Source organism: Parabacteroides vesiculifaciens (assembly GCF_049860805.1).
Lineage (GTDB): Bacteria > Bacteroidota > Bacteroidia > Bacteroidales > Tannerellaceae > Parabacteroides.
On sequence record NZ_CP187555.1, the window covers coordinates 2,466,337 to 2,490,784 of the forward strand.

A 24,448-nucleotide genomic window follows, 5' to 3' on the forward strand; every position below is an offset into this window, starting at 1 on the left:
TTTTCACTTAAACTAATTGTTTAAAACTTCTCGGGCTTCACCAATACATAAAGCAGATACCCGAAGATAACCAAGCAGAGTACAAACAGTGCTGCAAACATACTTTCCTCCTTTTCTAAATCTTTTCGAACCAATCCACACATTTAAAGAAAAACCAGTAGCAGGCTCCCCCCACCACGCACAAAAAACCAAAAGACACAAATTCATTTTCCAACATCTTAAAATACTTTTAGTGTTAATACTATTCATCGTTTCGCATCTCTATATGCCAACGGCGTGCCAAACAGGGGAGAATTTGTGTGAAGAAAAGAATATCAGCGAGTTAAAGTTTAGGTACAAAGTTCAGGGCAAGTGACGACCCTTCCATTTTGAAAAGGTCACCTTTCCGAAATGGAATTCATCCGACAGGATTTTGAGTGCGGTCGCCCTCGGTCAAAAAACAAATATTACAACCCGTACTCCTCGATCTTCCGGTAGAGGGTGGTCAGGCCGATACCTAACAGGCGGGAAGTTTCCGTCTTGTTGCCGTTCGTATATTTTAATACTTTTTGGATATGCATCTTTTCGACGCCGCTGAGGTCGAATCCGGAATAGCTTCCGTCGGCGTTGGCTTGGGGGTTCTGCATCGTGATGGGCAGGGTGTCTGCCGTCAGGGTATCGCCGTCGGAGATAATGAGGCTGCGCTCGACGACATTGCGGAGTTCGCGGACGTTTCCTTTCCAGGGGTACTGTTTCAGAATGCGGATATAATCCGGCGAGATCGTACGGATAGTCTTTCCCATTTTGGACGAGAGCGCCGGAACGAACGCCTCGACGTGCAGGGGGATATCGTCCGCCCGTTCGCGGAGCGGAGGCAGGTGTATCTGGAAAACGGAGAGGCGGTAAAACAGGTCTTCGCGAAAATTCCCGCCGGCGATCTCCTTTGCCAGGTCGCGGTTGGTGGCAGCTATCACGCGTACATTTACTTTAATAGGCTTCGTGTCGCCGATCTTCAGGAACTCGCCGGTTTCGAGGATGCGGAGCAGTTTGGCCTGGAGGTCGAACGCCATCTCGCCGATCTCGTCGAGGAAGATCGTGCCGTTGTCGGCTTCTTCAAACAAGCCTTTCGTCTCTTTGAGTGCGCCAGTGAAGGCTCCCGCCTTATGGCCGAACATCTCGCTTTCCAGCAGGTCGCGGCTGAACGAGGAGCAGTTGATGGCGACAAAGGCTTTGCCGCTGCGCGAACTGTGCCGGTGGATGGACTGGGCGAACACTTCCTTGCCGGTTCCTGTCTCGCCGGTGAGCAGGACGGGGACGTCTGTGGCGGCTACCTTGCGGGCGAGCGCTACGGCTTCCTGTATGGCGGGCGAACGGCCGATGATAGTATCGAACGAGTATTGCCTGCCGACAGCCGTCACGGTAGCTTGCTGCTGGCGGTAGGCGGCGGTGGCCTTCTCCATCGCTTTGGCGATCAGGGGGAGGATTTTGTTGTTGTCGTCGCCTTTGGTGATGTAGTCGAACGCGCCGTTCTTGATGGCTTGCACGCCGTCGGGGATATTGCCGTGGGCGGTGAGGAGGATGACTTCCGAGAGGGGGCGCAGGCGTTTCAGTACGGTGACAAGCTCCACCCCGCTCCCGTCAGGCAAACAGACGTCGCAGAGGATCACTTCGGGATCGTTCTGTTCGAGTTGCCTGATGCCGGCTTTGCAGCTGGCAGCCTGGTACACGTCGTAGCCTTCCAACCCGATAATACGGGACAAGAGGCTTAAAATCTGTTTCTCATCGTCGATAATCAATACTTTTCCCATCTTTCTGTTCAGTTCTGAGAGGGCAAATATAGCATATAATTCAGAGATACCGGTCATAACCAGGGCAACCACATCAAAATAGAGTTCGGTTTTTGGCAGATAAATCAGCATTTAATGGGTTCACATTTTCTTCGATTATCCTCTAAATGACCGCCTCCGGTTGTTTTATTCTATTTGGGTTCACATTATTGTGATATGTTATAAGTCAACACATTACAGTGAACCCTGTGAATGTCTGATAAAATAGATTGTGATTGATAGTCCCCTCTTCCATGTTTGTTATTCAATCGCGTAATTTAATTTTACCGCCTTCACTACAAATCATTGATTAGTACTATTTTTACAGCCTGTGAACCCTGTTTCCGGTTTTATGATATAGGGGGAGCGGATTGGGGCTTGTCTCATAAAACATAGCCTGAAGGCTAAAAAATATAGCCTTTAGGGTGTTGGGGAAAAGCCTATAGGGAAGTGGGAAAAAGACAGGCATCTTTTCGGCAACGAATGCCTACCTTTTTGGGAAGGGGCAGGCATTCCTTTTCAAAACACAGGTGTATTAATTGACAGAGGCAGCTTCACGGAAAAAGACGATGTGTATTGAAACTTTTGATGCGGTAGTCTTAGGTCATAACATACAAGTCAATGCCTGTTTGTTGAGAATACGGACCTTTCCGCGGGAGATCTTGATAAATCCGCTGTCGACTAATTTGTTGATCTCTTTGGACAAGGCAGGGCGCGTGACGCCGAAATATTCGGCGAGCTGCACCTGGTTGTGCTCCATCTCGACAACGTCCGAACCGTCTTTCAGATGGTCGAGCAGATAATAAATGTAGCGGCTGCGGATGCCCCGGAACGAAAGGACGCGAAGGCGCGTCATCGTACAACGGTTACAGCTGGTGCTGACGCAAAGAAAATTGTGCAGCAGTTGGGGCATGCTGTGCATCAGGCTGAAAAAATCGGCTTTTGCGACACGCAGCAGGCTCACGTCTTCCTCGACCGTGAAGGTAGCGGGAAACTGGTTCTTTTCGGCGAAGATATGCGGGGTGGCAAAAGTACGGGGGGCCTGGATGACTTCTACGCGAACGATGTTGCCCGACACGTCCGTCACGTCTACATTGAGCTTTCCTTCCAACAGGACGTGCAGGGCGTTGCAGGAAGTCCCCTGCCGGATAATCGTCATCCCCTTCGGGTAGCGGTCGATCGTATATTCGAGCTTGTCGAGCAATTCTTCCTGCATCTTCAGGGTAAAGCCCCTGAAGAGCGGGATTTTAAATATATCATATATATCCATATCTTTTGCGTTTAGTACCAGATCTGTTCCTGTCCGGCAAAGATAGGATATTTCCGTGACTAAGCCATTCACCACTTCGTCATAAATACGCGCGGATTGATATTTAACGACAGCCATCCCCAATCCTGCCAGCTCGACGGGTGGCCGCCTTTGACGAGTTCCATCGTTTCACCGGCAAGCATCGTCGAGTAGCCGGCCGAAAGTTTCACATCTTTCATGATCTGCCAGTCCACCTGGAAGTCAAGTTCAGAGCCGAGGCCACGGCTTGCTTTCGTCTTGTTGCTGTCGTAGACGTCTCCGGTGATGGAAAAGTAATGGTAGGCGAGCGAGAGGTTCACTTTCTTCGACGGCTTGTAGGCGACGGACAGTTGGTTGTCCCACAGGCCGGGATTCGTGTTCTTGTCGATGAATTTGGAGGCGTAGAAATAGTCCATCGCGCCGTAAAACTTGTGATGGGTCCCGTACAGCGGGTCGAAGGCTTTGTACTTGCCGTCAGGATCATTGCCCGCACCGCTCAGGTAGTCGCTGCCGATGCCGATCTTCCAACGCGGATCGATCTGGTAGGCGGCGTTGACAGCCCACATGAAGGCAGAGATGTCGCGGTTGGCGACGGTCTTGCCGAACTGGTAATAGAAGGTCCCTCCGAAGGTCCAATTGCCCGGCAGGTAATAGAGGTTCGTGCCGAGGGTCTGCATATACTTCGTATCGGCTTTTTTCGTTTCGGGATCTTCCGGCTCGATGCCTAAGTTCATAAAAAGGAAAGAGGCGCGGAAATCGGGGCTAAACGTATGTTGGTACCAGAGCGTTTGCATCGTCTTATAGGGCTGTGCGCCGGGGGCGTAGTAAGTCCCGCCGATCGTCTTCTCGTCGTTCTGGTTGAAGGAGAGGATGAGGTCGAACTGGTTGGCATCGTCCCGGTAACCCAGTTTGAGGGCGTCGTGGTAACGTCCGGCCACATTCCAGTCCAGTGCGCCGAGGATGCGTTCGTCGTCGTACACTAAAGACTGGCGACCGAGCTTAGCGAAGAAACCGTGGCCGAAATCGAGTTGTGCCCAGGCTTCGTTGAGGATGAAGCGGCCGTTCTTGTCGATCTGTGGGTCTTGTCCCCACACGCCTACGTGCTGGGCGGAGAGGCCGATCGAGAGGTTGTCGCGCCCGTAGTTCATCGTGAGGCGTGCGCGGTTATTGATAAAGCCCGTCGCCTCGTCGCCTTTGTTGCGGGGGAAGAGGACGCCGTTGCGGTATTCGGCCCGGGGGCGTATCTGGATGTTCATCGAGAAGGTGTTCTCTTTCGCATCTTTATTTTCTTTTTCTTCGGCACGAAGGATGCCGGAACTCCACAGGACGAGCCCGGAAAGCAGGAACATTAGTTTCTTCATATGATCTGTTTTTTTAAGTTTATGACTATTCGATATTATACGTGTGCACGCTTTTTCCTTGTGCGGATGGCAGGTAGTTCACACCGAACCAACAGACCTGCAAAAGGACAAAGGAGAAGAGCAGCAATCCAAGTGCGGCCCGGTGGCGCGTCTGGCGGTGAAGCCGGAAATGGATGTACAGGAGGTTGCCCAGCCAGGTCGCGGCGGCCCAGGTTTCTTTCGGATCCCAACTCCAGTAGTGCCCCCAGGCTTCTTTCGCCCAGAGGGCGCCGAAGAGCATCCCGATGGTCAGGAAAGCGGTCCCCACGTAGACGAGGTTGTCGCAGAGATCCATCCGGTCGCTACCGGTTCCGGCCTCTTTGCGCCGGAAAAGCAGGTAAAAGGCGAAGATGGCAGCAGCACCCAGCACGGCGTAGGCGAACATATAGACGATGACGTGCGGGGCGAACCAAGGGCTTTGCAAGGCAGGCATCAGCGTCTTGTTGTGTATCTCCGGTTTCAGGAGGTTGATGCAGATAAACACGCCGGCAAGCAGGGTGCTGAACGAGAGGATCCATTTGTACCGCCAGCGGACGTAGGTGATCAGTCCGGCTACCGGAAGGAAGAAAGAGTACCAAAGGCGTGTCTCGCCCATCGTGCGGAGGGGCGGACGCTCCAATGAGATCCACATACCAATGATAAAGACGAAAAAGACGGCCAGCCCCAACAGGTTGAAAGCAACGGCACGCCCGAAGCGTTCCGGGCGATAGGCCATCCAGGCGCCGGCTCCCCAACAGAGGAGAGCGGGGAATGCAAAATAGATAAAATGACTCCAATCCATATCAGTTTTCCTTTCTCTTCGGTGCATAGACGAACAGGCAGACGGACCCTGCCAGCAGCATCATGATTCCGGCGTAGACTACCGGCAACCAGGGGTCGCGCACCAGTTCGAAGATGCTCGTTTCGCTCCATTTTCCCTTCGTCTCATCGTAACTGAGCTGGTAGATTTTCCATCCGGCGACGGAGAAGGGTTTGTTGACTTCGATCAGGGCGTCTTTCTTTTGTTTGTCTTGTGTGTAGACGGTCACCTCCGAGGCGAAACGTTTCGGCTCGCGTTCAGGCATGACGAGGACGGTGCCAGTATCGAGCGGCAGGGTGACGTAGGGGAACATATAGTTCCCGGAACTTACCCATCCTTCGCGGCGGCTCCCGTCTTTGCGGTTCAGCGCTTTCACATAGAGGGCGGAGGTCGCTCCTTCGGTCTGGAAACCGACGAAATTCACCGTGTCCTTATCCGCGACGCAGGCGGCCATCGGGATGAAGCCAGTCACCTCCAACGTCCAGTCCAGCAGGTCGCCGGTGAGGGGGGCTTCTTCCACCAGGAGGTTGGCGGGCTGTCCTTCAGGCAGCGCCTTGCCGGTCGTGTTGTCGATCACCATGAGTTTAGGCGGGTATTCGTCGATCGTGAAGGATTTCAGTTCGATGGCAAGCGGAAGTTCGACCAGGCCGCCGGTTTCATCCGTCGCACGCCATTCGGCGGCTCCTTCGGTCACGGGCATACGCAGTCGTCTCAGGTCACCGTTCCCCAGGATCGCCGCCCAGAGCGTGATGAACAGGCCGGCATGGTTCAGGGTGAAGGGGATGTCTTTCGGCCGGAAACGGGACAGACGGCGCAGGGTCACCAATCCCAAGACCGTCAGCATATAGAGGAACAGGAGCATGAACGGCCAAGAGGTGGTCATTTGGTTGAACCCCAGGCGGGCGATCAACCCTCCGGAAAGAGATTCTGTAGGGGCCACTTGCGGCGTGAGCCCCATCAGAATGACTAATACCAACCAAAAACACAAGGATGTTATACTGGCTTCCAACCCGGAGAACCAGCGCAGGGCTGTGCTTCTCCGGCTTAGAAGATGCAGGACGAGGATCAGGGCGAGATAGGCGCCGCCGGCCAACAGGTTGACGGGATACCGGAACAGGGCGGCATCCACCTTGCCGGTCGTGAGTTGCAGGACAAGGCCGGTTATCAGCAAACCGGCGCCTATCGCGCAACCTTCCGCATATCTCCAGGGGTTATTCCACATATCAGCTGTTTTTTACCAAACGGTTGTTTGCCTTAGCTTCTTCGAGCCACTTCGGTACGACAGTGTTCAGGAATTTTTCTTTCTGTGCGCGTTCGGCAGGGATGTCTAAGCCGATGTACTGCTGGGCTTTCTCTTTGGTCGACAGGTCGGGCATCGGGACGTCGTCCGTATAGCCTAATTTAGCCAATACCTTCGAGACTGCCAAGCGGGCTTGCAGGGCTTTGTCGGTCCCGTTGCCTAAGATACGCTGAATCTCCTGCGGGGCGTGGAAGGCGGCTCCGTGAGAGGCTACCCCGAAGTCCCAGCGCCATTGTGCCTGGCGGATCAGTTGCAGTACGGGGGCCATCTGTTCTTCGGTCGCTCCTTTATCCCACGCAAATTTGGCTTCGATATGGGCCTTTGCCAGTTCGGTTTCTAAGCGGTCGCGCATCTCACGGGCCTTGTTCTGGCGTTCGTAGACGTTATTGCGCAGGGTTTCTTCGCTTTCGCGGTGGCATACCTGGCAGGTGCGGTCGATCATGGCGAGCGGGCTCATGATGTGGTGGTCACTGTACTTCACCCCGCCTTCGCTCTTGTAAGGCATGTGGCAGTCGGCACAGGAGACGCCGCGTTGTCCGTGGATGCCCATCATCGAGAGTTCGTAGTCCGGATGCTGAGCTTTCAGGATCGGGGTGCGGCTGAGCTTGTGTTTGTAGTCGGCAAAACCGGCTTCGTCGTAGTAGGCTTCCATGTCTTCCACCGTGAAACCTTTATCCCAAGGGAAGGTCAGGTATTTGCCGTCGCCTTTGAAGTAATATTCCACGTGGCATTGTGCACAGACTAACGAACGCATTTCCTGCGGGGTGGCTTTCGTCACGTCCTTGCCCTGGCGCCGGAAAGCTTCGATCAAGGCGGGACGGCTGATGCGGAGGTTCATGTTCTCAGGCTCGTGGCAGTCGGCACAGCCGATCGGGTTCACGATTTCCTTGCCCATAGCAGACCATTTACTCTTATAGAAGTTCTCGGCTCCGATGCTCTGCATCATGCGAGGCACATCGGGGCTTTTACAGGTCCAGCAGGTGGCGGGCTGGGGACCGCCGTCTTCTTCCGTCATGGGCGAGCCTACGCGGAGGGTGTGGCGCATATCTTCGATCGCGTGCATATGGCCGCGTGGGGTCGAATAGTCTTTGGAGAAGGCGTAACCGGCCCAGAGGACAACCATATTGGGACGCTGTTCAAGGACGTCCACAGCCTGATTGCCGTTGTAGAGGCTTTTAAAACTGGTGTCCGCCGTCTCTGTCCAGGTCTGGTATTCACGCGGATAGTTCGGTTCGAACAATTCGTTTCTTCCTTCAACGTCTTTTATCTCCGTCTTCTTGTTATTGATGACGCTGGCAATCTCCGCCCTTCTCTCCGTGACGGAGGAGGCCAACATGCCTAAAACAAAAACTACGGCCATTGTCCCGGCGAACAATAACCAGCCTTGCCATGATTTTAATCTCTTTTCCATATCTGTTGTATTTTAATTTATCGGTTATTCTGTAAGCATATCTTTCAGCCATTGCGGCGTGTTTGTCTTCGGATAGGGCACAAGGGCGTTCGGGGTGGACGACAGGCTGTTCGTCCCGCCGTGAGGCACGTCCCGGTGACAGTCCCAACAGGCTTTGCCCTCTCCGGCGAGCGCCATTTCGTGGTCGATACGGCCGGTGCTGACAAATTCGGTGTTCAGTTGTGTATGGCAACGGATGCAGTTGTCCATGATGACTCCCGCGCTGCCGTCGAGTGCCTGGATGGCCTGTGGCTCGCCGCGCATAGTGAAGACCGCCGCGTGGCGCAGGCCGTCCATGCCTTTGAAAAGCCATTTCCTGGCAAAACTCTGGTGGGGTACGTGGCAATCGTTACAGGTAGCGTTGCGGCTATGCGAACTGTGGTTCCAGGTGGCATAGTAGGGAGCCATGATATGGCAATTCACACAGCCCGACGGATCATCCGACAGGTAACTCCAGGCTCTGGAGGCAAAGACGGTATAGGCTCCGAGACCACACACGACTCCCGCTGCTACGACAGCGAACAGCCTCACCCGCCGCGTGGGAAGTACCATGTCGATTATTTCTCTTATTTTCATACTGCCTTAATTATAGTTTAATTATTCGCAAATATCCTAAACCCGGTACAAGTAATGTGTAATAAATATTACATTCGCCCAAATTATTTATACGATGAAAAAAGTTCTATTAGTAGCAGTCTCCGCACTGCTTGTCTGCACTTCTTGTGTAACGAAGAAAAAGTATCTGCTGGCCGAGAACGGGCGTCTGGAAGCTATTGCCCGGGGAGACGACCTGCAGAACCAGCTTGTGAACTGCCGCGACAATAACGACGGCCTCACCTCGCGTCTTGCCGCACTTGAACGGGACACCTCCCGTATGGGCAAGAACATCCGCAACTATCAAAGCATGCTCAGCACCAACATGACGGAGCAGGAAAAACTGAATTCCCTTCTAAGCCAGAAGATGAGCGAACTGGATGAACGCGAACGCACGATCAACGAGCTGCAAGACATGATCAACGCACAGAACGAACGGGTGCAGAGCTTGCTGAACAGCGTGAAGGACGCTCTCTTAGGTTTCAGTAGCGACGAGCTGACCGTCCGCGAAAAAGACGGGAAAGTCTATGTCGCCATGTCGGACAAGCTCCTTTTCGAGTCGGGAAGCGCCCGTGTCGACAAACGGGGTAAGGAGGCTTTGGCCAAACTCGCCGAAGTCCTCAACAAGCAATCCGACATCGACGTTTATATCGAAGGCCATACCGACAGCAAGCCGATCAACACCGCGCAGTTCAAAGATAACTGGGATCTCAGTGTCATCCGTGCTACCTCGGTCGTCCGCATCCTGACAAAAGACTACGGTGTCAATCCTTTGCAGATACAGCCTTGCGGCCGTGGCGAATTCATGCCGGTTGCCGACAACGAGAATCCCGACGGCCGCGCCAAAAACCGCCGCACGGAAATCATCATGGCTCCGAAACTGGATAAGTTATACCGGATGTTGAACCAGTAAGCAAAAAGAAAGGGGAGACATCGCCCGCAAGCATCCGTCTCCCCTTTCCTTTTAAATCCAATCTATCCTGATCATTCGCCGGAAGCGATAGCCTCCACTTGATCGCCCTCTACCGTGATCGTAATATCGAACCTGTATCCGGCAGCCAAACGGATATCCGTCTTCCCGTCTACACCATCGCCACCTATCTGCGTGAGGGTAATTATCTTCCCGTTTTCATCTTTGTACGTGATCGCAACAGCCTCGTCTCCCGGTAAGAAGACTCCTTTCGCCGCTCCTTCGTCGTCAAATAGGGCAAAGGTATATTTCTCAGAAACCTTTTTATCCGTAAACTTATTATCCTTAAAAGAATAACTTCCCGACAAAGCGACATTAGACACGGATATATTGTCTTTCGTCAATTTAACGACTTCCGTAGCATCCCCTTTTGATTTGCGGACAGATATTCTTAACGAAGAAAGGCAATCCTTCAGATCTACCCATACAGCCGTATCAACAGGGGCCGATACGGAAACACCTTTGCTTGTCTTGAATCCCGTATCATACCATTCCCCCTGATCCGTAAGATCTATAGGAAGCGACAAGCTCTCCTTATCCAACTGATCGGAATACGGATGATACGTGAAGACATTAAATGCCGAAGCACCGGCAGGCAGCATAACCGCATTCGAAACATCCGCAGGTTCTAAATAGAGCGTGCCTTTATCCAGCTTCGCTTCATACTTTTTGTTCACTTGGTTTTCCGCCTCTGCATCCGTTCCCAAAAGCAAAACGCCGACAGGGGCATCCGATTGCAACGAAATGTCAGATGTTTTAAAGCTTATTGCACTCGACGCTTCCGGAATACCCGGATCGTCATCGTCCGAACAGGCATTAAAGGCCAACAAAGCCAAAATAACCATTGAATATTGAAGTAACTTCATAATAATATAATTTATTAATTTCCACAAATGTAGCGTTTATTTTCAGATAGCAATTAATTATGAAGTAAAATTGCCTGAATAGAAAAGGTATGCCTCTTTGGGAAACATACCTTCTTCTAATTATGAACTTTAAATTCTACAAGACACAGACTTTACGCGAAACCCTCTTCCCTTCATTCATAAAGCTTACGATATAAACACCTGGTTGCGGAATACGCACGTTTACCATTTTCCCTACCTTATCCCGGAAAATATATTTGCCATCTATAGAAATAACGGCAACATCAACCGGTACACAAGGATAAATCAGTAAAGAACCATCGTTAACGACAATCTGCGTTTCAGATGCAATCTCTTCTATGCTGGTAGGCACATCCGGATTTTCCGGATCAGGATCTGGCGTCGGATCAGGACCAGGACCCGGATCATTGGACTTGGTTGCAGATAATCCTGTAATAGAAACCGGCACATTTTCGACTGATGCATAATTCGGATCAGCAGAGGTAAAGACTGCCGGATATGTGTTCGTTCCGGCCTTTACTACGGTTGCCGAATCCTTCCAGCTAAATGTTCCGGCTACACTACCTGCGCTACCTCCCAACATTTGTACCTGTGCCAGTGTTTCACCGGCAGCAATATCGGTGGTTGCAGGTGCGTCAGGTGTAGGGGTAGCCCGATTAATGGTGTAAAGGAAAACTTTATTTATCTCATTCGCCTCATCTGTTGCAGGACGATAAATACGGACATAGTAAGAACCGGCATTCTTCAATTCAGCAGGTTGAGTACATTCCTCATCCTTAAAAATTGAGATCTGGGCGTTTTCAATTGTTGAGGATAATGTAATATCATGCGCCTCACCATACTCCGACGACGTTTTAGATAATGATACTTCCACATTTTCCTTCAATGTAAAACGAGGGGTAAAGATCATATTACTATTTACCGTTGTTGTAAAAGACGGTTGATTATTTTTACCTTCAGGAGCTCCTTCCTTCCATTCTACAAATCGGCTATTTTCATCCGGTACGGCTTCTACTGTAATTTCTATGCCTTCTTTTATTTCACTTTTCAACTCATCTGGTGTATAAACCTTCCCACCATTAGATATCCGGACATAACCTGCGGGTTCCGGATCCGTTCCTGTAGAACGTAATTGTGCAGCTCCGGAAATTGTTATTATCCGAGACGTACCTGTAGAGAGGTAATAGACTGTACCGTCATAATTATCCTTCTTACCATCCTTCGGTGTATAACTAAACTTCCAGACATTCCCATTTTGTTCTACCTTTAGGGTCGTATCACTACCAAGAGTTGTATTTCCGTAATTTGTTATCTTACCATCTTCTATTTTAGGAGCTTCCGTCACCGCAATCTTCGCTTTGGCAATCTCCAGCTTCTCTTTAAAATAGTCAGCATCGGAAGTATATGCCTTATAGATATCATCTGCCGGACGGGTAATAGTCAGATCGTAAGTACCGGCATTAATAGGAACACCACTTACAACGCTTCCTCCTTTTTCATACGCAACATTGAAATCCGTTGCATGCGTTTGGCTTGTACGAATGATGAAGGATTTATACTGGCCGTTGTATGTATAGGTCTGTTTGGTGTTGATGATATATTTGTCCATAATCGTTGTCAGTTCTTCGAAAGTAGCGGTGATGGCAAGATCTCCACTGACTGTCAAAGTCGCAGGGAACTGTTCGATCCGCTGACCGTTAGCAATAAGGGAGATGAATTTATATCCAGCATTTGCTGTCGGTTGGCCGATCACTACTGAAGAGTTGTATTTGACTTTACCATCATTGCTCAAATCATTGCCTTCTCCATTCTTTACAGAGACAGAACCACCGGTTGTACCCGCTATCGATAATTCATACTCTTTCGGTTTAAAAGTAGCTAACACTGTCGTTTCTCCATCAACCATTCCTGAATATACGCCCTCTTCTCCTGTCACATTCTCCCCATCGATCCATAGGGCAGACAGTTCGTAACCGGCATTCGCAAACGGAATGACTTTGAAGGGCGTACCGTCTGGCAATGCAGTACCGGATGGAATCGGTGTTCCATCGTTTTTGTACAAACGGACAATACCATTCGTTGCGGTTGCCGTAACCGGATATTCGTTTACCAGTTCTGCAAATGTAGCTTTAAATGTGACATCCTCTTTTCCCAATATATATTTAGCGGAAGAGAAGGATTTGTTATTCAAAGTCAATCCATCCAAGCTATAACCGGTTTCCGGAGTTGCCATAATATTCAATTCCGAGCCTTGTATCAAAGAGCTGCCGGATGTAACCGGTTTTCCATCAGCAGTAATAGAAAGCGACCCACCTTCCCCGGCTTCGATCATCACCTTACGGGTGATCGGGGCAAAGACGGCAGAGATCGTTCCATTTCCATTTACTTCCCAGGTTGTGGCATCGGTCTTCACGTCGTTCGACCACTTTACAAACTGATAGTTGGAAGCCGGTATAGCTTTCAGGGACAATGTTTGTCCTTTTGCATAACGGTTGTCGCTACTCATGCCGGTTGCCGAGATAGAACCGTTTTCCGGCTGGCTGACAAATACCTGATAGACGGGGATTACAGTCAGATTGATAACGGTGTCTTTCGTGACATAGTTGGCGTAGTCGTCGGGAGAGAAAGTGATGCTATAAGCACCTGTTGCCGTTGCCGGTTCATTTCCGTTTGTCCAGGCAAAAGTACCGGGTAGAGGACTCGCCCCTGCACTGGTAATCACAGAGGCTTTTCCCCCTGACAAAATAGATGCAGACAAAGGTTGTCCCTGCATAATGGTCGAAGCGGTCGGGAGTATTGTTCCTTCTGCTTTAAAATCAATATTCTGCTTGTTGCTGACAATCATTGTCATGGTATCGTTTAATGCTTCGAGTGTATCGCATCCTGCATAAGCGAAGGTGACATAATATGTACCGGCTGCTTTTCTCGAACCTTCATCGGCTGCTTCCGTACAAGCAGGATTCTTATAATAGGCCGGTGTTATTTTTGCTTCAACCTCTGCCGGAACAGTAGAAAAAGTTATTTCTGCAGCTTTATCCTTATTCACCCGTTGTTCCAATCCTGAAACAGACAGAACGACCTTTTGCCTCGTAATCAACAAAATCAGCCCGAACTGGGTTGAATAAGAGAGGTTCTCAGCCTTCTTATTGGTCATAACGACGTTCGACATAGCCAGAGCGCCGCTTTTGAAGCCTGCATCGATTGTGACAGGAAGCGAAATCAACGTTCCGCTTTTCTCCTTCAACGCCTTATTATCCGTATTGTGCAACAGAAAGCGATACACATTCGTCTCGCCAATCTGCTCCTTTTCCAAACTATGCCCTTCGATCCGCTCACTGTTCAAAGTGACAGAACTTAGATCCAATGTCATACCTTGCGGAATAGCCAGATCAAACTGCAACGCCGTTATAGAATCGGTATTTTCCAGTGCCAACTGGATAGTCGGTTTCTCTCCGGACTTTACGCTTATCGCCTCCGTTTTCCAGATATTCTGGGCGGTGGCAGTTACTGCTGCCGATAGCAGCAGTAACCCCATAGTCAAACTTTTCTTTATTGTATGTGTATTCATAACTTACTTAATCATAAATGTGTTAGACTTACTGTATGTAGTAACCCCTTGCTTTTGAGTAACAAGACGGTAGATATAAGTACCACCGGTAAGACGGGTTGAATAGACAAAGCGGTTCTCACCTGCCTGCGTACCCAAACCTTCCACTACATCGACCAATGAACCGTTGAGTGCATATACCTGGATAAATGCATTGTCGACGGGTTCATCCAACTGGTAAACCAAAGTAGTCGTTCCCCGGAACGGATTCGGATAGTTGAGGATACGGTCGTAAGAAGACAGGCCGATCTTCTCGTTCGATGTCGCAATATCGCCTCTTGTTTCAACCTTCAGGCTACGGGCTTGCGCATCAGAGAAGGCAGCGCCAGCCAGACGTGCACCTTCCGGCCACCTCATCAGGGTAGTCTTACCTGCGGGAATCGTTTCTCCCTTCAGGCTATAAGCAAGCATACGGAGCGTATCGCCGGCATAGGAAGCTTGTGTAAAGCTGGCAGCCTTACCCAACAACGGCTCTGCTTTTACCATACCGGTCAGTGACAATTGCACGCCGGCGACCGGAATATCTGTTTCCATGCAAAGGAAGCCATCTTCTGCGGTCAGGCAAACGACCGGAACAAATTCGCTACGCAAATCGTTGCTCTTTGTCACCGGCTTACCCATAATCAAATTGGCTATACCTGTGATATCGGCAATTTCTATTTTATCATCGACATTCACGTCTGCTTCATACCAACCGAAATCAGAATTAGGAAGAACATTTTCATTTTGTAATATCCAGTTTGCCGTAACTGAAATATCACGGACATCCACTTTATCATCGAGGTTGGCATCTCCGTCACGGGTATAAAATTCGCCACAGACAGACATCTCCCAACCCGGGAAGGTCTCGTTGGTGATAATTGCTTCAAAGCGATCTTTTGCACGGCCAGATATTGTAAACTCGCCCTCACCGGTTACCTGCATTGCCTTTTCTGCCTCTGTATCACGGTCATAAGCGGTCCATTTCACTTTCGAAGCCTTACTACCTATTAACATTTCGGATGAAAGGTCGATAGGCTGGCCGGCAGGTACCAAATAACGGGTTACTCCCGAAGCATAAGATCTGAATCCTTCTATCGGCAAACTGGTCGAATAATAACCTCCGGACCAGAGTTTCCCCTCCTTCAACTTTACAGTCGAGAACTTGAGTTTCGAATAAGTAGGGTCTAAAGTCTGCAATGAATCCAGTGTATTCATATCAAATGATTCAACGTTTCTTGGTACACCATATCCCCTTAATTTCTGAAGGCTACTAACATCAACATCCAACTCCATACCATTGCACCAGAGGTATTCCAGTTTTGACAATTGCGATAGCTCCAGCGACTCAAATTTACAGGAGCGTACACTCAGGCTTATAAGATTTGTATATCCGGCGACATCCAATGTTTCGAGCTTCGTACAGCCGTCACATTGCAAAAATTCCAAGTGTGTTTTATCTTCAGGCAATGTAAGCGTTGTCAGTTCAGGGCTATAGCCGCAAGAGAGAACTACCAGGTTGGCATTTTCAGCGACTGACAAACTTGTCAAGCCGGAACTTTCACAAGACAGAGCGGTTAATCCCTCAAATGCAGAGACATCTAATGTAGTAAGAGTATCCTGCAAACTATTAAGCTGTAAGTCGGACAAATGGTATGTATTCGTTTCCTGATCCAACATCCACCATGCATTGAAACGCCAATCATCCAAATAATACCCGTTTTTCCATGCCTCACTGTCCCACCAAGCTTTTAATGAGGGGCTCTTACAACCATCCACGATCGCTTTCAGGGCAGCAACTTCGTCTGTATCGTAAGTTGCGGGAGGAGTCTGGATTTGTATCTGATAAGTTTCAAGACGCCAACCGCTCCAACTGTTAATCGTCCAACCGTCTCCGGTATATTTTTCATTTGTGATAATACAGAAATAGTTCTTACCGGGCTTACCATTTGCAACAAACACCCCTGGTCTGTCTTTTACCGGAAGAAACGCATCCGTTACTTCAGTTCTGGATTTGTTGTCTACCCAAGTATAAACAGAAGCGATCCCACCCATTACCGCTTCGGAAGAAAGGTCTACCGTATCACCATTTTCGATTACATATTCATCAAATACATTTAAATCGAAGCCTGGAACAGGCATCATAGTTCCACCACCAACATAAATTCCATCCTTTGCTTTCAGAGTAGAATACTTCAAACCGGAGCCACTTACTCCCATATTACGAATATTTGTATTGGTAATATCCAGCTCTGTCACCTGCTTAGGTACACCATATCCCACTAAAGACGGATATTTCGATAAATCCAAAGCGGGATAATCGGTCCCGGTATAATATAAAGATTGAATAGTTGAAGGAGGATTTACTGCGTAACGTTCCAACTTAGAGGTATTGTCCATCCTCAACGTAACTAATGGAAGTCCCGCCAGATCCGTTTCCAGATCATAGCAAGCAGATACATCCAGGTAAGTAAGCTTCCGGCAATTAGAGATATCCAAGTTTTTAAGCACATGGCTTGACGAGAGGTCCAGATCTCGCAATTCCGTATTCTTTGACAAATCAACTTCACTCAACGTCTGGTAGTTACCGGAAGCATACAAAGACTGCAACTTCGTATTCTTGGACAAATCCAACTTTGTCAGGTTTAGCTCTACGCAATCCAGATATTCCAACTCCGTGAAACCGGAAAGATCTAACGAAGTAACCGTTTTCATAGACCGTACACGCAGTTTGGAGATACGTGCCGGGGTCTCGTTATTCCAATCGACAGCCACCTTCCGGTTTTCGTCTAGCCAATAACTGTCCGGCCAGGATTCTGTCCAACCCTGCACGGTATCGGCAACAAACATCCGCAACTCCTCACAATCCGGATTGGCCGTAGCAAGTGCTTTCAAGAGCTTTATATCATCAGGATTATAATTGACAGGTCCACGGCCCAGGCGGATCTGTTTGGTTTCATAAATCCAATTAGGATATTTTGTAGTTGATATTTCACAAGAATAAGTCACATAGTTCTCTATCTCTGACGGTAAAATAAAGACACCTTCAGAAATTGATTTCAATGTTATTTCCATATGTGAATTATTATACCAAGTAAACTTCACACCATCCTGTGCTGCATATTCCGATAGATCTACTGTATCGCCAGCCTGAATTTCACACAGATATTCTTCTTGCCCCTGTACAGGTGTGCCGATTGCTTTGGTTGGCATCCTACCCCATACAGACAAGCCCGGATTTTCCGGCAACTTCACATCTGAATAAGTACTGATTTTAGTATTATATATAGACAATGAACTCAAATTTCCAAGAGAAGTTAAATCCAAAGAAGCGACATCGCAATTCTGTATACTCAAGTCCTGTAACGCGTCAAAAGAGACATCACTACTCCATGCGGTCAGTCCCTCTCCGAGGTTGTTCAATGACAAAGAGCTCAATTGTGCAGGAGAAACTTTTTCATTCCAGCGTGTATAGACAGCAACATCCTGACTTCCCTCACCCTGCGTCAGCCAACCCTTATTTGCTACATAGTCTTTCAACTCTTGGCTACTGTTAGCATTGGCTATTGCCTGTAAGCCTTTAACGTCCTGTTCCGACACCGAATATGGTATTTGAACCGGTATATGCAAACTGTTAGGTATTTCTATTTCTTCCGTTCCTTCTATTTTTTCTCGTAAGCTGACATAAAGTTCATCATTAACCTCTTGATTCGCACTCAGATTAAAGGAATAGGTAGTCTCGGCCATAACCTTGTCAACCTGAATCCACCACCCATTATATTCTGACTGTAATGCCTGCTCATCTGTTGAAGTAAGGTTGAAAACAGTACTGTTATTATTACTAATTCTCAATACGAGATTTTCACGGTTTGTAAAAGTGTCACCCCCTCTTAGCGTTATAGAGAATTGAATACCATCATTAACTTCTCCTCTAATCTTTTTTATGGAAGGGATTAATTCGACAGGATTAACAACTACCACACTGCCGGTAAATGTTGCTAACGGATCCGCATCGACACTCTCACTGTGAACAGAGATTGTATAATCAATAACTTCTCCTGCAGATGAGCCATCAGCACCATAATATATAAAATAAGAGTATTTATTTCCTTCTCTTATTGCTTCATCCAAAGGAAGCCAAAGTTTCCCATCTGATCCCAGAACATAATCATTAGTATCAGATGTCCTACCAGCCTCAAACTGGAATTTAGCAATCTGTTCAGGTTTTGTCAGTTTGAATAAAAGGTAAGCCCCCTGAGCACCCTCTGAAGATTCAAGGTACAAACCACCTCCTGTACCTTGATTTATACCTAAATAATTTTTTCCTACACAGCCTCCGGACAAAGTATAATTCCCTTGTGTTTGAGACCATTGTCCCTTCACCGGTAGACACCATGCCGTAATAAACATGAGCATGAGAAGGGCTGTACGTTTAAAAGTAACATATTCATTCATAAGCCTTAAGTATTGAAATATGATTAGTAATAAGTAATTTATTCGTTAACACTTTTTAGTAAGGGGTATGGGAACACCGTTGTTCCCATACATATCAACACCACTGTTCCCATATACCTCAACGCCTCTGTTCCCATACCACTCAACACCAGTGTTCCCATAGTGAGGGACACCGGTATTCCCTACATGTCCAGAAGGAGCCTATAACTCTCCGGGACGTTCTTCTTCGCCGCCGGGATCTCCGACCGTCAGTAAGATAGGAAGACGATACGTACGGGGTTCCTTCACCATTGAATATCCGGCACCAGCTTGCGTCGTTACACTCAGGTAATAATTTCCGTCGGCCAACGCCGGGATGGAGACGATGATCTGAGACGTTGTATTCGTGACAACCAGAGCCACTTTGACCGGTTCACCTCCATTTTCGGGAGTAAAGTAAACACCGACAGAAGGGTCGGTGCCTTTCAACAACAACGTGCTGCCATTGATAATAGCGGGGGCAGAAGGAGTTAAAATGCTGTCTACTGCACCTGTAGTTGAATCGGTGATGTGTTCGATCATTGGTCCTACTGTTGCGATATCTGCATTTACATAGATGTTTTCCAATAGCTTCATCAAAGCGGCACTGGGAATAAACGTAACGCCGATTTTGTTATCAGGAGATTTATAATCGGTTTTCTTGCCCGGAAAGGAGCCACCGATGTTAAGAAAGAGATGTCCTAAGCCGTCCGAGATGCATTTGCCCTCTGCAAGAGCCTGCAGCTTCTTATCATCTGACATACCCAGGATGTTTTCAATGGTTTCCGGACGGTACTCACTACGGTCGTCAGTGATCCCGGTGGAAACTTCTTTGTTACGAAATGTGCCGGTGATACGGATTTTTCCTGAATAGTCCCCAGGTTTTTCTGTTAGCACATTGTCGTACAAATCGACAGTCAAAATGGTCTTCTTAATTGCCATAATTTCATAAATTTAAGTTACCCGGTGGTAAGACGGGGACTACCAATACAATCATTTATTACCCTTAATTCTGATATAAGGGTAATAACCGCTCGACCTAAAATCCTACCATAAAACAAAAATCAAAACAGCCGGATAACCCTGTTTTTTGACCGGATAGAACCACAATTTACAAAATTGGACATAGGTAAATCCGATGCCCCGGACTTTCATGTACCTTTAAACACAGTTATTTAAGCCTGTTTGATTTAAACAAGTGAATTTGTTACTTTAAACTTTGTTTTTTATAAATATTCTTTACCTTTGCAAGCAAATCATTCCAATATCCGATATAAAATAAGGTTCTTTCAATATAAACACCCTACCTTATATCAGAATTAAGGTTAAGCCCTCCTCTTCACAATATTATCTACAGTTCCCGTAATCAAAATATTTGCCTTACTTAATTCCGACTGGTCCAATTGTGCCAGATAATGCCGTGTCGTCTTCTCAGAGGTGTGTCCTAACGCCTGGCTAATAATAGCGACCGGAGTATATTTCCGGTAGGCGATCGTCGCCCATGAATGGCGGATGACATACGAGGTCAATGAGGTCGGCAGATCCAGCCGTTTCCCGATTTCTTTCAAACAGTCGTTATAGTTGCGTAAAAGAGACTTGTAATGTTCATGTGGGACAGGTCCTTCAGGCGGAAGGAGGGAAAACAGATACGGATTGTCTGCCGAGCTATATTTGTCCAGTAAATAATTCATTCCCGGAGTAAGATCAATCCGTATAGGTGCTCCGGTCTTCGCCCGATTATAAACAAGTGTGTCACCGTTGATATTTTCGCGTGTAAGATGAGCCAGATCGACAAATGGCATACCACAGGCGATAAATGAAAAGACACAAAGATCAGCAGCCTTTTGCATTTCAGGCTCATCTTTCAAATCCAAAGCTGAAATCCTCTCAAAGACATCTAACCCGACTGCGCGTTTTGTTGTTTTCTCAGGATGGATAACGATATGCGCAAAAGGATGCCGACAAGGGATATAGCCATGTTCACGGGTTATTACATTATACATTGCCCGAAACGCACACACATAACTATTGACCGAATTCACCTTCAGGCTGCCAAACCTTTGAAGGTAAACGATAAAATCATCGACAAGAGCCGGAGTGATTTCCGATAAACAGAGGTTCCGTTTCTTGACAAATTTTCTTAACCAATTACTGGATGCCCGATACAAATCGGCTGTCGAATCTTTTCCTATGCTACGCTTACGCAAGATTAATATATCCATATGGTTAAACAAATCGATCTTGGAAGCCTGCTTTTTTGTTTTGTTTGTTGCCATATTCTAACTATTTATTAATAAAACGAATATACAACAAACAGAAAAGAGAAGTGTTTTAAATCTATATTGGATAGTAAACTAAAAGATGCTATCTTTGTAAAGCTCGTACACAAACGTACCCGCAACCGGCTTATGAACACAGCGATCAGAAAGATGCCGATCGGCATACAGAGTTTCGAAGAGATACGGAAGGATGATTATGTATATGTAGACAAAACAGAAATCGTCTACAATCTCGTCACGATGGGAAAGCCTTATTTCCTGAGTCGCCCGCGACGTTTCGGGAAGAGTTTGTTCATCTCCACACTCGAAGCCTACTTCCTCGGGAAGAAGGAACTTTTCAAAGGGTTGGCCATCGAGAAACTCGAACAGAACTGGCTGACTTATCCGGTGCTGCACCTCGATTTGAATGCCCGCAAATACAAAAAAGTGGCAGACCTGGAAGCTATGCTAAATCAGCATCTCGAAATATGGGAAGCGACCTACGGAAAAGAAAAAAACGACAGGAGCCCGGAAGAACGCTTCGCCAACATCATCCGCCAGGCCAAACAGCAGACAGGCCGCCACGTTGTTGTCCTGATCGACGAATATGACAAGCCGCTACTACAGGCTCTCGGTAATGAGGAATTGCTCGACGCATACCGGTCGACACTGAAAGCGTTCTACGGAGTACTGAAAAGTGCGGACCCGTTCCTGAAGTTCGTGTTCCTTACCGGCGTGACCAAATTTGCACAGGTGAGCGTGTTCAGCGACCTCAACCAGTTGATGGATATCAGTATGCATCCTGACTATATAACAGCTTGCGGAATCACAGAAGAAGAATTGGTTGCTAACTTCCAGCCGGAGTTAGAACGCATCGCCCGGGAAAGCCATCTGACAGATAAAGAGATCGTCGAGCTGATGAAAAAGAAATACGACGGTTATCACTTTAATGAACGATCGGTCGGAATGTTCAATCCGTTCAGCGTGCTGAACGCGCTGAATAGCCGGAGGCTCGACTACTTCTGGTTCCAGACAGGCACGCCCACCTTCCTCGTCGAACTGCTCAAAAAGAGCGAATACGACCTGCGCAAGCTAATCGACGGGCTGGAAACACAAGCGTATGCCTTCACTGAATACCGTGCGGATGCCAACAACCCCATACCGCTTATTTACCAAAGCGGCTACCTCACGATAAAGGACTACGACCGCGAATTTCAACTCTACAAACTCGAGTTTCCAAACGAGGAGGTCCGCTACGGTTTCCTCAGTTTCATCGCGCCTTTCTACACTTCCATTACGGACGACGACAAGGGGTTCTATATCGGCAAGTTCATACAGGAGCTACGGGCCGGCAAGGTGGATGCTTTTCTTACCAGACTGCGTGCCTTCTTCGCCGACTTCCCCTACGAGCTGAACGCCCGTACGGAACGGCATTATCAAGTCGTATTCTATCTCGTGTTCAAGCTGATGGGACAGTTCTGCGAAGCCGAAGTACGCAGCGCACGCGGACGGGCCGACGCGGTCGTAAAAACAAAGGACTACATCTATGTATTCGAGTTCAAGCTCGACGGTTCCGCTTTTGATGCGCTGGAACAAATCGAGCATACAGGTTACCTGATCCCATACACCGCCGAAGGGCGCCAATTAGTGAAAGTAGACGTCTCCTTCGATGCCGGGGAACGGAACATTGGGGAGTGGGAGATTGAGAACGGTAAATGATGATTTACCGGCATCCTGACATTTATTATCCAACCCTTTTACACCTTAACGCAAAGTATAGGATATACAAGAATGCCAGTAGCGGGACCACAAAGCCTATCGCCATATTATCGGCACCGATATAGCCCATCAGCATCGGGGCGAAAGCACCGCCGGCTACTCCCATGACGATGTAGGAAGAGGCTTTTTTAGTATGGACGCCCATGCCTTCCAGGCCCAATGCGAAGATTGTCGGAAACATAATGGACATAAAGAAGAATGAGAGATAAAGCGCATACAGCGAAACCGTGCCGATAGAAACCACCACCAACGCCATACAGATAGCATCCGCCAGCGCAAACCACGTCAGGAGACAAGCCGGAGACATCCATTTCATCATAAAGCTACCGGACAGGCGGCCGATCATGAACAAGGCCATTCCACCGAAAGCCAGGATACGCGAAGCCTCGATATTTGTCATAGAAGCGTCAGCCTCCGTCACGTAATTAATGAAGAAACTGAAAATTCCCGTCTGTGCGGCGCAATAGCAGAACTGAGCTATAACAGAACGGACAAACTGCAGATGCCTCCACATGGGAACTACACCCGCACCGGGTCCGGATTCGTTTTCAGCCGGATTCGTCTCTTCTTCCTCAACCTGCACCTCCGGCAGTTTGGTAAAAAAGAAAAGTATAGCTACAAGCAAGACAATCGATCCGACCAATATATAAGGTTTCGTCAAAGCGAACGGATCATCTTCCGCACCTCCGAAAATCAGCATTCCACCTACAAGCGGACCCAATATCCAACCCAACCCGTTGAAAGATTGCGACAGGTTCAACCGCTGTGCGCCGGACTCTTTCGGTCCTAAAACAGTGGAATAAGGATTGGCTGCCGTCTCCAGAATACACAATCCGCAGGCAATTACGAACAATGCCACCAAAAACGGCGAAGCCGAATGCAAGTAAGCTGCCGGGATAAAAGCAAACGCCCCGGCGGCAAATAAAGACAAGCCCAATATAATTCCTTTCTTATAGCCAAACCGCTTCATGAACATTCCGGCAGGGAGCGCCATCAGGAAGTAAGCGATATAAGTAGAGAACTGCACAAGCCCGCTCTCCGCTTTCGTCATCGTAAAGACACCCTGAAAATGTTTGTTCAATACGTCCAGCAAACCATGAGCAAAACCCCACAACAGGAACAGGCTGGTGATCAATATAAACGGGACAAGATAAGATTTCCCGTCAGGAGCGGAAAACAAAGTTTTCTGATTATTTTTTTTCATACTTGCTATTTGTTATGAGTCGACAAAGGTAAGCATTTATAAAAATATTATCCGGTTAAAGCAAACCATTCTTTTTTTATCTATATCTTTGCCTGTATAAAATTGTATTGTATTATAAATCTAATTGAAAGAAAGGAAACAGAATTATGATTTTAAGCAAGAAATTATCTGAAGCATTTAACGCACAGGTAAATGCAGAAATGTGGTCATCAAACTTGTACCTGTCCATGTCCGTACACTTCCAGAAATTGGGGTTAAACGGTTTCGCCCACTGGATGAAGAAACAGGCTGAAGAAGAAATGGAACATGCCCACAAAATGATCGACTTTGCTATCGACCGCGGCGGTGATATCACAATCGGCCAGATCAATGTCGTTCCTACTGCATGGGGCAGCGTTATCGAATTATTCGAACACGTCTACAAACACGAATGCTACGTTTCCGAACTAATCGACAAAATGGTCGACATCGCAGAAGAAGAAAAAGATCACGCTTCAAGAGACTTCCTTTTCTGGTTCGTCCGCGAACAGGTTGAAGAAGAATCTACAGCCAAAGAAATCGTAGAACAGTTGAAGAACTACGGCGAATGCCATGTCGGTATTCTTGACCACAGATTAGGCAAACGATAATAAAAATTGAAAGTGGAAAATTGAAA

The 24,448-nt window shown here is 47.9% G+C and carries 17 protein-coding genes; 3 read left to right on the forward strand and 14 right to left on the reverse strand.

The window, feature by feature from the left end:
* Window positions 1-20: 20 nt before the first annotated feature.
* The 8 genes from ACPYIV_RS10085 to nrfH all read right to left on the reverse strand — a co-directional run bounded on the left by ACPYIV_RS10085 (window position 21) and on the right by nrfH (window position 8,618).
* Complete coding sequence (locus ACPYIV_RS10085) at window positions 21-143, reverse strand: potassium-transporting ATPase subunit F (RefSeq protein WP_081450212.1); 123 nt, start codon at window positions 141-143, stop codon at window positions 21-23.
* A 303-nt stretch (window positions 144-446) separates the two neighbouring features.
* Entirely contained in the window at window positions 447-1,787 is a 1,341-nt protein-coding gene (locus ACPYIV_RS10090; RefSeq protein ID WP_425886514.1) for a sigma-54-dependent transcriptional regulator, read from the reverse strand.
* 622 nt (window positions 1,788-2,409) lie between these two features.
* Window positions 2,410-3,075, reverse strand: a complete 666-nt coding sequence (locus ACPYIV_RS10095) for a Crp/Fnr family transcriptional regulator (protein WP_293739492.1) — start codon at window positions 3,073-3,075, stop codon at window positions 2,410-2,412.
* A 68-nt stretch (window positions 3,076-3,143) separates the two neighbouring features.
* The gene (locus ACPYIV_RS10100; RefSeq protein WP_425886451.1) at window positions 3,144-4,454 is read right to left on the reverse strand and encodes an alginate export family protein; all 1,311 of its coding nucleotides are present in this window, start codon (window positions 4,452-4,454) and stop codon (window positions 3,144-3,146) included.
* Window positions 4,455-4,479: 25 nt separating this feature from the next.
* Complete coding sequence (locus tag ACPYIV_RS10105; protein WP_293739494.1) at window positions 4,480-5,274, reverse strand: cytochrome c biogenesis protein; 795 nt, start codon at window positions 5,272-5,274, stop codon at window positions 4,480-4,482.
* 1 nt (window position 5,275) lies between these two features.
* Window positions 5,276-6,514: a cytochrome c biogenesis protein ResB gene (locus tag ACPYIV_RS10110; protein WP_299363557.1), complete on the reverse strand. Its 1,239-nt coding sequence runs from the start codon at window positions 6,512-6,514 to the stop codon at window positions 5,276-5,278.
* Window position 6,515: 1 nt separating this feature from the next.
* Window positions 6,516-8,003, reverse strand: coding sequence for an ammonia-forming cytochrome c nitrite reductase (gene nrfA, locus ACPYIV_RS10115; protein WP_293739496.1), 1,488 nt, complete (start codon window positions 8,001-8,003; stop codon window positions 6,516-6,518).
* A 24-nt stretch (window positions 8,004-8,027) separates the two neighbouring features.
* Window positions 8,028-8,618, reverse strand: a complete 591-nt coding sequence (gene nrfH, locus ACPYIV_RS10120) for a cytochrome c nitrite reductase small subunit (protein WP_301705196.1) — start codon at window positions 8,616-8,618, stop codon at window positions 8,028-8,030.
* 94 nt (window positions 8,619-8,712) lie between these two features.
* Here nrfH and ACPYIV_RS10125 point away from each other — a divergent pair, with 94 nt between their 5' ends.
* A complete protein-coding gene (locus ACPYIV_RS10125) occupies window positions 8,713-9,549 on the forward strand; it encodes an OmpA family protein (RefSeq protein WP_293734312.1) in 837 nt (278 codons plus the stop codon).
* A 71-nt stretch (window positions 9,550-9,620) separates the two neighbouring features.
* On the opposite strand, the gene ACPYIV_RS10130 is transcribed toward ACPYIV_RS10125, so the two are convergent.
* The 5 genes from ACPYIV_RS10130 to ACPYIV_RS10150 form a co-directional block, all read right to left on the reverse strand.
* A complete protein-coding gene (locus ACPYIV_RS10130; RefSeq protein WP_425886452.1) occupies window positions 9,621-10,472 on the reverse strand; it encodes a fimbrillin family protein in 852 nt (283 codons plus the stop codon).
* Between the two features lie 136 nt (window positions 10,473-10,608).
* On the reverse strand, window positions 10,609-14,061 hold the full coding sequence (locus tag ACPYIV_RS10135; RefSeq protein WP_425886453.1) for an InlB B-repeat-containing protein: 3,453 nt from the start codon (window positions 14,059-14,061) through the stop codon (window positions 10,609-10,611).
* Window positions 14,062-14,064: 3 nt separating this feature from the next.
* Window positions 14,065-17,931: a T9SS type A sorting domain-containing protein gene (locus ACPYIV_RS10140; protein WP_425886454.1), complete on the reverse strand. Its 3,867-nt coding sequence runs from the start codon at window positions 17,929-17,931 to the stop codon at window positions 14,065-14,067.
* An 804-nt stretch (window positions 17,932-18,735) separates the two neighbouring features.
* Window positions 18,736-19,494, reverse strand: coding sequence for a DUF4469 domain-containing protein (locus tag ACPYIV_RS10145; RefSeq protein ID WP_293734316.1), 759 nt, complete (start codon window positions 19,492-19,494; stop codon window positions 18,736-18,738).
* A gap of 383 nt (window positions 19,495-19,877) precedes the next feature.
* The gene (locus tag ACPYIV_RS10150; protein ID WP_293739501.1) at window positions 19,878-20,828 is read right to left on the reverse strand and encodes a site-specific integrase; all 951 of its coding nucleotides are present in this window, start codon (window positions 20,826-20,828) and stop codon (window positions 19,878-19,880) included.
* Window positions 20,829-20,960: 132 nt separating this feature from the next.
* Between ACPYIV_RS10150 and ACPYIV_RS10155 the strand changes: the two genes are divergently transcribed.
* Window positions 20,961-22,529: an ATP-binding protein gene (locus ACPYIV_RS10155; protein WP_425886515.1), complete on the forward strand. Its 1,569-nt coding sequence runs from the start codon at window positions 20,961-20,963 to the stop codon at window positions 22,527-22,529.
* 25 nt (window positions 22,530-22,554) lie between these two features.
* Here the strand turns inward: ACPYIV_RS10155 and ACPYIV_RS10160 are convergent, their stop codons facing one another.
* Window positions 22,555-23,793, reverse strand: coding sequence for a sugar MFS transporter (locus ACPYIV_RS10160; RefSeq protein WP_293740448.1), 1,239 nt, complete (start codon window positions 23,791-23,793; stop codon window positions 22,555-22,557).
* Between the two features lie 146 nt (window positions 23,794-23,939).
* On the opposite strand from ACPYIV_RS10160, the gene ACPYIV_RS10165 reads away from it, so the two are divergent.
* Window positions 23,940-24,422, forward strand: coding sequence for a ferritin (locus ACPYIV_RS10165; protein WP_293734328.1), 483 nt, complete (start codon window positions 23,940-23,942; stop codon window positions 24,420-24,422).
* The last annotated feature ends 26 nt before the right edge of the window (window positions 24,423-24,448 follow it).

Coding starts and splice junctions, on each gene's coding strand:
- ACPYIV_RS10125 (WP_293734312.1), top strand. CDS start 8,713: ATGAAAAAAGTTCTATTAGTAGCAGTCTCCGCACTGCTTGTCTGCACT.
- ACPYIV_RS10105 (WP_293739494.1), bottom strand. CDS start 5,274: ATGGATTGGAGTCATTTTATCTATTTTGCATTCCCCGCTCTCCTCTGT.
- ACPYIV_RS10130 (WP_425886452.1), bottom strand. CDS start 10,472: ATGAAGTTACTTCAATATTCAATGGTTATTTTGGCTTTGTTGGCCTTT.
- ACPYIV_RS10110 (WP_299363557.1), bottom strand. CDS start 6,514: ATGTGGAATAACCCCTGGAGATATGCGGAAGGTTGCGCGATAGGCGCC.
- ACPYIV_RS10135 (WP_425886453.1), bottom strand. CDS start 14,061: ATGAATACACATACAATAAAGAAAAGTTTGACTATGGGGTTACTGCTG.
- ACPYIV_RS10155 (WP_425886515.1), top strand. CDS start 20,961: ATGAACACAGCGATCAGAAAGATGCCGATCGGCATACAGAGTTTCGAA.
- ACPYIV_RS10160 (WP_293740448.1), bottom strand. CDS start 23,793: ATGAAAAAAAATAATCAGAAAACTTTGTTTTCCGCTCCTGACGGGAAA.
- ACPYIV_RS10100 (WP_425886451.1), bottom strand. CDS start 4,454: ATGAAGAAACTAATGTTCCTGCTTTCCGGGCTCGTCCTGTGGAGTTCC.
- nrfH (WP_301705196.1), bottom strand. CDS start 8,618: ATGAAAATAAGAGAAATAATCGACATGGTACTTCCCACGCGGCGGGTG.
- ACPYIV_RS10090 (WP_425886514.1), bottom strand. CDS start 1,787: ATGGGAAAAGTATTGATTATCGACGATGAGAAACAGATTTTAAGCCTC.
- ACPYIV_RS10165 (WP_293734328.1), top strand. CDS start 23,940: ATGATTTTAAGCAAGAAATTATCTGAAGCATTTAACGCACAGGTAAAT.
- ACPYIV_RS10145 (WP_293734316.1), bottom strand. CDS start 19,494: ATGGCAATTAAGAAGACCATTTTGACTGTCGATTTGTACGACAATGTG.
- ACPYIV_RS10150 (WP_293739501.1), bottom strand. CDS start 20,828: ATGGCAACAAACAAAACAAAAAAGCAGGCTTCCAAGATCGATTTGTTT.
- ACPYIV_RS10095 (WP_293739492.1), bottom strand. CDS start 3,075: ATGGATATATATGATATATTTAAAATCCCGCTCTTCAGGGGCTTTACC.
- nrfA (WP_293739496.1), bottom strand. CDS start 8,003: ATGGAAAAGAGATTAAAATCATGGCAAGGCTGGTTATTGTTCGCCGGG.
- ACPYIV_RS10085 (WP_081450212.1), bottom strand. CDS start 143: ATGTGTGGATTGGTTCGAAAAGATTTAGAAAAGGAGGAAAGTATGTTT.